11 protein-coding genes, 1 other RNA gene and 1 other annotated feature are annotated in these 12,051 nt (G+C 38.5%); of the genes, 1 reads left to right on the plus strand and 11 read right to left on the minus strand.

What is annotated here, in order from left to right; all coding sequences use genetic code 11:
* Positions 1–197: 197 nt before the first annotated feature.
* The 8 genes from MHB42_RS12945 to hisS all read right to left on the minus strand — a co-directional run bounded on the left by MHB42_RS12945 (position 198) and on the right by hisS (position 7,047).
* Positions 198–584, minus strand: a complete 387-nt coding sequence (locus tag MHB42_RS12945; RefSeq protein WP_340806647.1) for a hypothetical protein — start codon at positions 582–584, stop codon at positions 198–200.
* An 89-nt stretch (positions 585–673) separates the two neighbouring features.
* Positions 674–1,435: a tRNA threonylcarbamoyladenosine dehydratase gene (locus MHB42_RS12950; RefSeq protein WP_340806648.1), complete on the minus strand. Its 762-nt coding sequence runs from the start codon at positions 1,433–1,435 to the stop codon at positions 674–676.
* 250 nt (positions 1,436–1,685) lie between these two features.
* Positions 1,686–1,955: an HPr family phosphocarrier protein gene (locus MHB42_RS12955; RefSeq protein ID WP_340806650.1), complete on the minus strand. Its 270-nt coding sequence runs from the start codon at positions 1,953–1,955 to the stop codon at positions 1,686–1,688.
* A 17-nt stretch (positions 1,956–1,972) separates the two neighbouring features.
* Positions 1,973–2,692, minus strand: coding sequence for an SIS domain-containing protein (locus MHB42_RS12960; protein ID WP_340806652.1), 720 nt, complete (start codon positions 2,690–2,692; stop codon positions 1,973–1,975).
* A 4-nt stretch (positions 2,693–2,696) separates the two neighbouring features.
* Complete coding sequence (locus tag MHB42_RS12965; protein WP_402895622.1) at positions 2,697–3,419, minus strand: GntR family transcriptional regulator; 723 nt, start codon at positions 3,417–3,419, stop codon at positions 2,697–2,699.
* Positions 3,420–3,638: 219 nt separating this feature from the next.
* Positions 3,639–3,837: non-coding RNA, 6S RNA (ssrS, locus tag MHB42_RS12970), on the minus strand.
* Positions 3,838–3,975: 138 nt separating this feature from the next.
* Positions 3,976–5,745, minus strand: a complete 1,770-nt coding sequence (gene aspS / locus MHB42_RS12975) for an aspartate--tRNA ligase (RefSeq protein WP_340806655.1) — start codon at positions 5,743–5,745, stop codon at positions 3,976–3,978.
* A gap of 33 nt (positions 5,746–5,778) precedes the next feature.
* Entirely contained in the window at positions 5,779–7,047 is a 1,269-nt protein-coding gene (gene hisS / locus MHB42_RS12980) for a histidine--tRNA ligase (RefSeq protein WP_340806657.1), read from the minus strand.
* Between the two features lie 215 nt (positions 7,048–7,262).
* Positions 7,263–7,505: a binding site (T-box leader), on the minus strand.
* 164 nt (positions 7,506–7,669) lie between these two features.
* Between hisS and MHB42_RS12985 the strand changes: the two genes are divergently transcribed.
* Positions 7,670–9,262, plus strand: a complete 1,593-nt coding sequence (locus MHB42_RS12985) for an SH3 domain-containing protein (protein ID WP_340806659.1) — start codon at positions 7,670–7,672, stop codon at positions 9,260–9,262.
* Here the strand turns inward: MHB42_RS12985 and MHB42_RS12990 are convergent.
* The 3 genes from MHB42_RS12990 to MHB42_RS13000 form a co-directional block, all read right to left on the minus strand.
* Positions 9,241–10,140, minus strand: coding sequence for a hypothetical protein (locus MHB42_RS12990; RefSeq protein ID WP_340806660.1), 900 nt, complete (start codon positions 10,138–10,140; stop codon positions 9,241–9,243). The genes MHB42_RS12985 and MHB42_RS12990 overlap by 22 nt on opposite strands.
* A gap of 24 nt (positions 10,141–10,164) precedes the next feature.
* The gene (locus tag MHB42_RS12995) at positions 10,165–11,571 is read right to left on the minus strand and encodes a YfcC family protein (protein ID WP_340806661.1); all 1,407 of its coding nucleotides are present in this window, start codon (positions 11,569–11,571) and stop codon (positions 10,165–10,167) included.
* Positions 11,572–11,765: 194 nt separating this feature from the next.
* Entirely contained in the window at positions 11,766–11,981 is a 216-nt protein-coding gene (locus MHB42_RS13000; protein WP_340806662.1) for a DUF2642 domain-containing protein, read from the minus strand.
* Positions 11,982–12,051: the final 70 nt, after the last annotated feature.

A 12,051-nucleotide genomic window follows, 5' to 3' on the forward strand; every position in this document is an offset into this window, starting at 1 on the left:
CTCTCCCATATCATTTGTTATTTTAACGTCATGGCTATTCACTGAGTAGCTTTGAACATCCCAAACAATTGATTATCCATTGGTATTACTCAAATTATAGCAATAAACCAAATAGATAAGGGAGTACATGAAAAAAATAAGACAATTTCGTGAATTATTAGCATTTTATATACATAACGCGAACTATTTTGATAAAATTATATTTTTTGTACATAGTCGTCAAAAAGACCTAAGTCCTTTGCCTGATCAATGATTTCGAGAATGCTTCCCTGTGCATATTTTATGATGCGCTGTTTTGGACGATAAAAATAGGCTTTGTTCTGTATTAACCATTCATTAAGCGTTATATCACTAGCGGTTTGCTGATTTGTTAATATTCGTTTATGTCGAAGTATATCTGCCATTTGATAAAAACCATCTGATGGCTCATAGGCAGATACATCAAAGTTAAAAATCGGGCTAACAACCTGTCCAATATCAAAAATATGGATCGTTTGCTGCTGTTCATCTATCGCCAACTCTACTGTACTAATTTCATCGAAAAGATTTAAGCCTTTATACTCCATTTGATAAATTTTCTCCATTTACAAACGCCCCCCTTTACAGTGCCCTTATTGTAACATACAAAAAATAGCTGCCTCACAATGAGAAAGGCAACTATTTTTCAATACGATTAACCTTGTACACGTGTAATTTTTACATCTTGTAAAATAGTGTTCACAACCCAGCTTGCCGCAATTAAGCCTGCCACTGAAGGTACAAAGGCATTGGAAGAAGGCGGCATTTTTGCTTTACGAATTGCTGCATCAGGCTTTCCTACATGCTCCACAACATCTGGACGCACAACAATTGGGCTTTCATCTGAAAAGACAACTGTTACACCTTTATGAATTCCTTCTTTGCGTAGCTTTGTACGTATGATTTTAGCTAGAGGGTCTGTATGTGTTTTTGATATATCAGCAATTTGGAAGCGAGTAGGGTCCATTTTATTTGCCGCACCCATACTAGAGATAATCGGGATATTACGCTTTAGACATTCTTTCATAATATGAATTTTATACATCACTGTATCACTAGCATCAATCACATAATCAATGCCTTGTGCAAAAAATTCTTCATATGTTTCTTCTGTGTAAAACATATGCATATCAATCACTTCACATGCTGGATTAATATCGGCAATACGTTCCTTCATAATCGCTGATTTAGACTTACCGATTGTAGAAAGATACGCCACTAATTGTCTATTAACATTGGTAATATCTACATTGTCCTTATCCACTAAAATAATGCGACCGATGCCACTTCTTGCACATGCTTCAGCGGCAAATGACCCAACACCACCTACACCAAGAATGGCTACTGTTGTATTTTTTAATTTCTCAAGCCCCTCTGTTCCTATAGCGAGCTCGTTACGTGAAAATTGATGTAACATCCTGACACTCTCCATCTATGAAATTTTATTAGTAAACCTAGTTAAATGCTAAGATAAAGCAAGCCTATCTTACATTTTCTCAAGGTATTTAGCAAGTAAAAATTTAAAAGGGATAAATAGATTTCTTAGCAAATCCATTTACCCCCATAAGTTCTATTATAATAAATTAAGTAGGTCGTGCCCTCATTTGAGCGCTTGTCCGCTGTTATTGAGCGAAATCTACTCTACATTGAGCAATTTTCTCCAGCAATTAGCATTCTTCTCCGATTGCCTTCGATACGATTAGCTCTGTTACTGTTTGCAATAATTTTTCAGCATCTGGTCCATTAGCTGTAATTTCTACTACACTACCTGGTGTTACTCCTAAGGACATCACACCCATAATAGATTTTAAATTAACAGACCTGTTATTATGCTTTAATTCAACATCACTTTCAAATGGTGTTACGGCAGCTACAAGTAATGCTGCTGGTCTTGCATGAACGCCTTCTGATGTCGTAATTTTATACGTTTTTTTCATTTATAATGCCTCCATTTTCATGTAAATTTAATGCGATGTTGATATTTGGCAATCATCCGTTCATTATAAGATCCATCTGCATCAACATTATTGCTAATAAAGACAGGTAATGCTGTTGATGATTGTGCCATTTGCTCAATAACTTCACTAAACAACGCATTTAATAAAAGCGAGCCAATAACGGTTGAGGCAGGTGCATATTGCATATGATGCCAATGCAATATACCATCACCAATTGGTATATGTGTATTTAGCACAAGGTCAACAACCTCCTCTAAGCGTTGGCCGCTCTGATGGTGTGCTGACTGTTCGCTATAGGCAAGTGATTGCAGGGAGAGGACAAATACGCCTGCATCCTTTGCTAATAATGCCGCATCAATAGGAGCTGCATTTCTTCCTGAGGTTGAAATCACAATACATGTGTCGTGTTCATGAAAGTCAAATTGCTCCTTATACCGTTCAATAATCGTTGGGTCTTTTTCATTTTCAGATGAGGCTAAGGCTCCTGCCTGTAATGTTAAAGGTTCAATAAAAATTGGTCGCACAGGCACTAAACCACCAGCACGATAAAAAGCCTCCTGTGCTAAAAGGTAAGAATGACCACAGCCAAATAATTGAATAATGCCACCCTTCTGAAGGCGTTGTATTATAATTTGTGCTGCTTCCTGAATACAAGCAGCCTCCTGTTTCTTGACAATCTCGATTAACTTTTCGATTTCAGAAAAATATGCATGCATATAATCACCTTTTAATTTCACTTGTAAATTTATAGCGATCCGCTCGGTACGTACTACGCACAAGCTCAAATGGCTTACCGTCTGATAAATAACTAGTCCGTTTAATAATTAACACAGGCGCTGTTGGATGAATTTGCAATAATTTACTATCCTCTTTAGAAACGATGGCTGCCTCCATTTGTTGAATCGCATTGCCAATTTTTTGGTGAGATGCTGTTTCAATTAATGCATAAAGAGAGCCCATTAATTGTTGTTCATCTAATTTTGGATAAATTTTAACAGGAATATACGTTCTTTCAATAGCCATTGGTTGTGCATCAGCATTTCGAATTCGCACAACAAAGAAGACTTCTTCTTTAGGCGATATCATTAAATCCTTTGCAATATCCACTGGCGGCATTATTTTTTCAAAACGCAACACCTTACTGCTCGGCTCCATCCCTCTTGCACGCATATCCTCGGTAAAGCTTGTTAACCCTTGCAATGGCTGCTCTAATTTCGGATTCGCTACATATGTTCCTCTTCCTTTTTCTCGATACAACAAACCGCTATTCACAAGATTTGTAATCGCTTGACGAACAGTCATTCTACTAACATTAAACTGTAATGATAGCTCTCGCTCGGAAGGAATTGTTTCACCAATTCTATATTCCTCTAAATCAATCCGTTGCTTAATAATTTCTTCTATTTGTATATAAATAGGTATAGGAGAATTCTTCTCTACCAACGCTTGCACCATCCTTATTGCCTCATATAATGTTGGTGATAACAATAACGATAAAACGCTATTATAATGAGGGTTTAAAGCGTATTTTAATCTATTCCAATTATAGGCTACTTTCACGAAAATAAAAAGGAATCGCTTGCTATTCTCTCAATTTTTCTGCTTGCAACAATAAAAAAAGAGCTTGCACCTAGCATCGCTCTCTTTTTGCTTATGTATAGGACGAATCCCGATTGTGCCGTAATGCCAAAAAACATTCGTTTTGAACCCGCAATTCGCAGGTGGGTGCCCGCTTTATAGCTTTAAACGTCCCCTTAAATAGGGGCATGTTTGCCGCTACAAAATAAAGGCTCCCGATTCAATAATGTTCGGTCAAAACTGTGAAGTAGCGTTAGCAGTTAGACAAACACATCAGGATTCGTATTACAGATATCATACCATCCCTTTTCTGATAATTCAAACGATTTTCTCTTATAAACTTTGTTTTTTATAAAAACGCAAAAAATACCTAGAATCCCAGCAATTTTTGCTAGAAAATCCAGGTATTTTGTAATATTGATTATTTTCTAAATGCTTTAATTGCCAAGCTTAGCTCACTTAATTGGTCAGGTGATACTTCACTTGGTGCTTCTGTTAGCAAGCAGCTTGCACTTGCTGTTTTCGGAAATGCAATGGTATCACGTAAATTTGTACGACCTGCTAATAGCATCACAAAACGGTCAAGACCAAAAGCAAGGCCCGCATGTGGTGGTACACCATATTCAAACGCCTCTAATAAGAAGCCAAATTGTGCTTGTGCCTCTTCTTCTGAGAAGCCAAGTAATTCAAACATTTTTTCTTGTAGATCACGTTCGTAAATACGTAATGAGCCACCACCAAGTTCGTAGCCGTTTAAGACGATATCATATGCTTGTGCTCGTACTGCTGAAGGATCTGTATCCATTAATGGGATATCTTCATCAAATGGTCGTGTAAATGGATGATGCGCTGCATAGTAGCGTCCATCTTCCTCCGAGTATTCAAATAATGGCCAGTCAGTAATCCATAGGAAAGCAAATTGTGATTCATCGATTAAGTTTAAGTCTTGCCCTAATTTTGTACGAAGTGCTCCCAATGCAGCGGCTACAACAGATGCTTTGTCCGCTACAAATACTAAAATATCGCCAACTTCTGCTCCCATACGTTCAATTAATGCTGTTGTTAATGCTTCATCAAAGAATTTTGCAATTGGGCCATTCAAGCCTTCTTCTGTTACCTTTAACCAAGCAAGACCTTTTGCACCATAGATGCCAACGAATTTTGTTAGCTCGTCCATATCCTTACGAGAATAGTTATCCGCTGCTCCTTTAATATTAATACCTTTTACTTGTTTGCCTTGTGCTACAGTATCCGCAAACACTTTAAAGCTACAGCCATCAAAAATATCATTTAATGCCACTAACTCTAAGCCAAAGCGTACATCTGGCTTATCTGAACCATAACGATCCATCGCCTCTTGATATTTCATGCGCTGGAATGGTGCAGGAATATCAATGCCTTTTACTTCTTTCATAACCGCCTGAATTAAGCGCTCGTTCATTTCTAATACTTCTTCCTGCGTCAAGAAGCTTGTTTCAATATCAACCTGTGTAAACTCTGGCTGACGGTCAGCACGTAAGTCTTCATCACGGAAGCAGCGCGCAATTTGGAAGTATTTTTCAAAGCCAGCAACCATTAATAATTGCTTAAATAATTGAGGTGATTGTGGCAATGCATAAAATTCACCTTCATGAACACGTGATGGCACTAGATAGTCACGAGCGCCCTCTGGTGTAGATTTAGTTAAAATTGGTGTTTCTACCTCTAAAAAGCCTTCGTTTTGTAGGAAGTTACGAATTGTACGCGTAACATCTGAACGCATTTTAAATGTATCGAACATCACTGGACGACGAAGGTCAAGATAACGATATTTTAAACGTAGGTCCTCTGATACATCTGTGCGATCTTCAATTTGGAATGGTGTTGTTTTTGCTGTATTAATGACAACTAATTTTGTCGCTTCTACTTCGATTTTACCATTTGGTACATTTGGATTAATTTGATCCTCAGCGCGAAGCAGCACTGTTCCTTCTACTTCAATCACATATTCATTGCGCACTTTATCCGCTAATGCATGTGCTTCTGCAACATCAGGACTAAACACAACTTGTGTAATACCAGTACGATCACGTAAATCAATAAAAATCAACCCACCAAGGTCACGACGACGCTGCACCCATCCTTTTAATACAACTTTTTCACCCTGTAACGCTTCCGATAGTTCGTTACTAGCATGTGTTCTTGTAGCCATAGTTAATTCCTCCAAAATCTCTTCAATTCGGTTTTATGATTGTTGTAATAGGTAATTTACTAATTCTGAAAATGCAACTTTTTGTTGTTCTCCAGATTCCATCTGTTTCACTGTTGCCGCCTGCTCCTCAAGCTCTGTTTCACCAAGAACAAGCGTATATTTTGCACCTAGGCGGTCTGCAGATTTCATTTGTGCTTTCATTTTACGGTCTAAATAGTCCATTTCTGTCGCAAGACCCTTCGCACGGAATGTACTTGTTAATTCTACAGCCTTTTGTTTCGCTTCATCGCCCATTGCAATAACATAAACATCTAGCCCTGATGCTGTATCTAATTCAACACCCTCTGCTTCAAGTGCTAATAATAAGCGTTCAATACTTAAAGCAAAACCAATCCCCGGTACATCTGGACCACCAATCTCTTGGACTAAGCCATTATAGCGTCCGCCACCACAAAGCGTTGTAATCGCACCAAAGCCTGACGCTGTAGACATAATTTCAAATGTTGTATGATTGTAATAATCAAGCCCTCTTACAAGGTTTGGATCAACCTCATATGTAATGCCAAGTGTATCTAAATATGTTTTTACTTGTGCAAAATAAGCGGCTGATTCTTCAGTCAGGAAGTCTGTTAATGCTGGAGCTGTTTGCATTAATGGATGCTCACGGTCCACCTTACAATCTAAAATACGTAATGGATTTTTCTGTAAACGATTTTGACAATCTGTGCAGAACTCATGGATATGCGGCTCAAAATGTTGTAATAGAGCTGTGCGGTGTGTATCACGTGTCACTTTATCACCAAGGGAGTTAATCACTAATTTTAAATCCTTTAAGCCTACTGATTCATAAATATCCATGGCAAGAGCAATAACTTCTGCATCTATTGCAGGGTCTGCTGAACCAATGGCTTCTACACCAAATTGGACAAACTGACGATAGCGCCCAGCTTGTTGTCGTTCATAGCGGAACATTGGTCCTAAATAAGAAAGTTTTACTGGTTGATCAGGCGCACCAAACATTTTATGCTCGACATAGGCACGTACAACACCTGCTGTATTTTCTGGACGTAATGTTAATGAACGTCCCCCACGATCCTCAAATGTATACATTTCTTTTTGCACAACATCCGTTGTTTCACCAACACCACGTGCAAATAACTCCGTTTGCTCAAAAATAGGTGTACGGATTTCGTTATAACGGTACACACGGCAAATATCACGAATAATTGCTTCAACCTTTTGCCATTTTTCAGACTGCCCCGGCAAAATATCTTGTGTCCCTCGTGGCACTTTAAAACTCATGTAATTCCCTCCTGTATAGATTGCTTATGATGTAGCAGGGGACCTTGGAATTAAGTGACTCTTCACTACTTTTGAGCGAGTTTCCTTTTAAATTTGAGTGGTTCCCCACTGCTTTAGAGCAAATTCTCCCTTGCATTGAGTGGTTCTTTATCACTTTTGAGCGAATGCTCATCCAAATTGAGTGAATCAAAAAAAGCTCCCGTCACCTTGCAATTGCAAGGGACGAGAGCTGTATTAGCTTCCGCGGTTCCACCCTAGTTGACACAAATAATAGCATGTGTCCTCCTCATAATCGGATAACGGCCGATTCCGTTTTTTCCTACTAAGTCATACCTTTCAGAAAAAAGCCTCTCAAGTGTTATTCGCGCTATACGTTTTTGTAGGAAAGATTGCAGCCTAAGTCTTTCCCTCTCTTTTCCAATAGAGGTATACGCTACTTGCTTGGTCATAAGCGATTAATCATTTTTCGATTACTCTTTATGTTAGTCACTAGGTAAGCTAATGTCAACTATTTTTGTATTTTTCATAAAACAGTTACGAAAATAGCAAATTCCATTACCTTTTTACCACGAATTCTCGTATAAAAGCATGATAAAATAACACAAGGAATAGGAGGAATCTGATGAGGAAAAAAATTTTACATAGTATCATTATCTTTATACTCATGGTAACAATTACGTTTCCAAATAAGGGCTATATTCAAAACGCATTTGCTGATACTAGTGACTTGAAAGTAGCTGGGACGATTCTTCATTTACGTGAGGGACCCGGATTATCCTATCCCATTATTACGACGTTAGAAGAAGGTGACCCACTAACCTCTATTGGTCGTGAAGGTGATTGGATTCAAGTAAAAGCTGGGAGCTATGAAGGTTGGGTTGCCTCTTGGCTCACAACATCGACAAATGCTACACAAAGCATTCATAAAACTGTTATCGCACAGGTGGATCGTTTAAATATTCGAACAGAGCCAGACATTTCTTCAGCTGTTCTTGGGCAGCTTTCTACAGGAAATCAAGCAAATCTGCTAAAAGAAAATGATGGCTGGGCTAAAATTGATTGGAATGGGCTAACAGGCTGGGTTTCTAAAGATTATGTAACGATTAACGACAGCTCCCCTGAACAAGAACAAGAGCAAAAACAAGAACCTGAATCCAAAGAGGACACTGTAGAAGTATCTACACCAACTATTAATAAAGATACGACCTTTACCATTTTAGTAGACACCCTCAATGTTCGTAAAAAGCCAGACTTAAATGCTAAAAAAGTTGGCACTGTTACAAAAGGTCAGGCCTTTAAGGTGCTTGCACATGAGCATAATTGGGTACAAATTCAATATGATAAGAAAAAAACAGGATGGGTCTATAGCTTTTATGGTACATTTTCAAATCAGGTAAAAAGCACATCGAAAGCCTCCTCTTCAAAAGAAGTAGAGTCCGTTACAATTATCTACAATGGGACAAACTTGCGTACAGATGCCTCAACAGCCTCTGATGTAGTGGAGCGTGTCGATGCGGGTAAAACCTATCCAATTGTAGGCGTTAAAAATGATTTTTATGAAATACAATTGGATGACGGAACAGCCTTTGTTGCGAATTCGGTTGTCACAACAAGTGCCGATAAAACAACTGTCTCTCAAAAAGAACAGACAACGCCTCGTAAAAAAGGAACATTAAACGGACTAACGATCGTGGTGGATGCTGGTCATGGAGGAAATGACCATGGCACAACGGGTCAACGTGGTACAGAGGAAAAGGATATTACGTTAAAAACAGCCACGCTTCTTGCTTCCAAGTTGAGTGCTGCTGGTGCAAATGTGGTCATGACAAGGGAATCTGATGAATATGTAGCATTAAGAAAGCGTGTATCCATTGCCCATCAATATGAGGCAGATGCATTTATTAGCATTCATTATGATGCAACTGACGATAGCTCAATTAATGGCTTTACTTCCTACTATATGAATAGCAATCAAAAAGGGCTTGCAGAAGCGATTCATGATGGACTTGCTAGTAAGGTTGATTTAAGAGATCGTGGCACACAACAAGGCAATTTTTTAGTGCTACGAGAAAATCGCCAAAAAGCTGTTCTTGTTGAGCTAGGCTTCCTGAGTAATTCAAGTGAGGAACGAGTAATTACAACGGCTAAATTCCGTGAGCAAGCAACACTTGGTCTTTATCAAGGCATTTTAAACTATTTTAATAATGAAGAATAATCAAAAGCTTTCGCACAGATAAACATTTTTGTTGCTGTCGCTTCGCTTTCGCACAGAAAACATTTTGTTGCTGTCGCTTCGCTTTCGCACAGAAAACATTTTGTTGCTGTCGCTTCGCTTTCGCACAGAAAACATTTTGTTGCTGTCGCTTCGCTTTCGCACAGAAAAATATTTTGTTGCTGTCGCTTCGCTTTCGCACAGAAAACATTTTGTTGCTGTCGCTTCGCTTTCGCACAGAAAACATTTTGTTGCTGTCGCTTCGCTTTCGCACAGAAAACATTTTGTTGCTGTCGCTTCGCTTTCGCACAGAAAACATTTTGTTGCTGTCGCTTCGCTTTCGCACAGAAAACATTTTGTTGCTGTCGCTTCGCTTTCGCACAGAAAAATATTTTGTTGCTGTCGCTTCGCTTTCGCACAGAAAACATTTTGTTGCTGTCGCTTCGCTTTCGCACAGAAAAATATTTTGTTGCTGTCGCTTCGCTTTCGCACAGAAAAATATTTTGTTGCTGTCGCTTCGCTTTCGCACAGAAAAATATTTTGTTGCTGTCGCTTCGCTTTCGCACAGAAAAATATTTTGTTGCTGTCGCTTCGCTTTCGCACAGATAAACATTTTTGTTGCTGTCGCTTCGCTTTCGCACAGAAAACATTTTGTTGCTGTCGCTTCGCTTTCGCACAGATAAACATTTTTGTTGCTGTCGCTTCGCTTTCGCACAGAAAACATTTTGTTGCTGTCGCTTCGCTTTCGCACAGATAAACATTTTTGTTGCTGTCGCTTCGCTTTCGCACAGATAAACATTTTTGTTGCTGTCGCTTCGCTTTCGCACAGAAAAATATTTTGTTGCTGTCGCTTCGCTTTCGCACAGAAAAGGGGAGTTCAAAAATTATTTGAACTCCCCTTTTTCCTATGAAATTCCTAATGCTACTGCAACAACTAACGCAATACATGCGATAATAGCCCAGCCAAGAATCATTTTCCAAATAAATTTGATCCACTTTTCATAAGGGATACCTGCAACAGCTAAATAAGCCATTAATGCAGATGAGGTAGGAATAATAGAGTTTGTTAATGAATCTCCATATTGGAAGGCTAAGACAGCTACTTGTCGCTCTAATCCTAATAAATCTGTAATCGGAATCATAATAGGCATTGTTGCAGCTGCCTGTCCACTGCCTGATGAAATAAATAGGTTTAAGATTGCTTGAATAAATAACATACCAATTGCACTGATCGCATGTGGCAAATGACCGATTGTTTCTGATGCCGCATAGACGATTGTATCAATAATTTTCCCTTGCTCTAATACGACAGTAATAGCACGAGCAAACCCAACAATTAACGCACCAAATGTAACAGCCTTTGCGCCCTCAATAAAGGAATCAAAAATAGTGGCAGGCTTTAACCCACCAATAAGCCCTGCAATAAGACCCATAATTAAAAATGATGCGGTTAACTGCGTTAAAAACCAGCCCCAATTAAAGACTCCGTAAATATTAAAACCAATCCCACAAGCCATTACAAGAAATACTAGTTTATGTTTTCCTGTTAATGAAGGAATATCAAGCGTAGCCACAGTCGATTTAGCCTTTTGCTCAATATCATAAATAACACTAGCCTGTGGATTCTTTTTCACCTTAAAGGCATAACGAGATACATAAAAAATAGCAAAGGCTAGCACAAACACATAGACAACAGCACGGAAGCCAATTCCTGAGAACAGCGGTACATCTGCTAATGATTGCGCCACACCTACTGTAAAGGGATTAAGCATTCCTCCAAAAAATCCACTAGCCGCACCAAGTGTGATCATCGCTGTTCCTGTTACAGCATCAAAGCCCATTGCACGGGCGATTGCGACACCAATCGGAACAAAAATAATTGTTTCCTCAGCCATTCCCATTGTAAAGCCACCAACAGAGAATAAAATCATTGATAACGGTATTAGTAGCTTTTCTCTGCCCTCTAAAGCTTTTACACCTTTATAGACACCTGCTTCAATAGCTCCTGTGGAACGAATAATCCCAAATACACCACTTACCAAGAAAATATAGAAGATAATTTGAGCCCCTTTTTCCAACCCCATCGGAACCGCTGTAAACACTTCGAAAAATGATACAGGATCACTTTCAATCTGATGGTAACTACCATCGACAACGAGCATTCGCCCTTCTTCATCCTCTACACGCTCAAACTCACCTGCTGGAATAATATAGCTCGCAATACCTGCTAGAAAAATAATAGCAAAAATAATGGTATATGTATGAGGTACTTTCAACCAACTTTTCTTTTTTACTACTTGCTCTTCTTCCATTTAAACACCAACTTTACTTAAGTTAGACATTAGCACCTATCAATCCCTTTTGTCGCTATATGTCGTTAATTGAAAATAAATATACATTAGTTTAAATTTATTGTAAAGTATTAATTTTCTATTATTTTAAAAGCATCATTACGAGCCATAAAAAAGAACCTTCCATCATCCATGATTGAAAGGTTCCTATACATTTATTTTTTACTTGTATCCAATGTTACCCATACAATTTCCTCCATCGCAATAAAGAAAGCTGTACGACTTATTTCTAACACAATATGGTCAGGTAGTATCGACATTAGAATACCTTGCTGAATACTTTTTTCTGTTTGCACAACAATTGCCTGACCAACCATCATTTTAAGCGTTTCGTATAAATATGGATTTGATATACTTTCCATCTGCGTCATATTTAAGACACTCCTTCCTACAAAACTAACCATACTCTTTAGTATATGAAGGAATGATAGGAAATGTACC

Origin of the sequence: Lysinibacillus sp. FSL K6-0232 (genome assembly GCF_038008325.1) — a bacterium.
Classification (GTDB): Bacteria; Bacillota; Bacilli; order Bacillales_A; family Planococcaceae; genus Lysinibacillus.

Excerpts from the sequence above, each read along its gene's own strand:
- MHB42_RS12945 (WP_340806647.1), bottom strand. The coding sequence starts at position 584 with ATGGAGAAAATTTATCAAATGGAGTATAAAGGCTTAAATCTTTTCGAT.
- MHB42_RS12950 (WP_340806648.1), bottom strand. The coding sequence starts at position 1,435 with ATGTTACATCAATTTTCACGTAACGAGCTCGCTATAGGAACAGAGGGG.
- MHB42_RS12955 (WP_340806650.1), bottom strand. The coding sequence starts at position 1,955 with ATGAAAAAAACGTATAAAATTACGACATCAGAAGGCGTTCATGCAAGA.
- MHB42_RS12960 (WP_340806652.1), bottom strand. The coding sequence starts at position 2,692 with ATGCATGCATATTTTTCTGAAATCGAAAAGTTAATCGAGATTGTCAAG.
- aspS (WP_340806655.1), bottom strand. The coding sequence starts at position 5,745 with ATGGCTACAAGAACACATGCTAGTAACGAACTATCGGAAGCGTTACAG.
- hisS (WP_340806657.1), bottom strand. The coding sequence starts at position 7,047 with ATGAGTTTTAAAGTGCCACGAGGGACACAAGATATTTTGCCGGGGCAG.
- MHB42_RS12985 (WP_340806659.1), top strand. The coding sequence starts at position 7,670 with ATGAGGAAAAAAATTTTACATAGTATCATTATCTTTATACTCATGGTA.
- MHB42_RS12995 (WP_340806661.1), bottom strand. The coding sequence starts at position 11,571 with ATGGAAGAAGAGCAAGTAGTAAAAAAGAAAAGTTGGTTGAAAGTACCT.
- MHB42_RS13000 (WP_340806662.1), bottom strand. The coding sequence starts at position 11,981 with ATGACGCAGATGGAAAGTATATCAAATCCATATTTATACGAAACGCTT.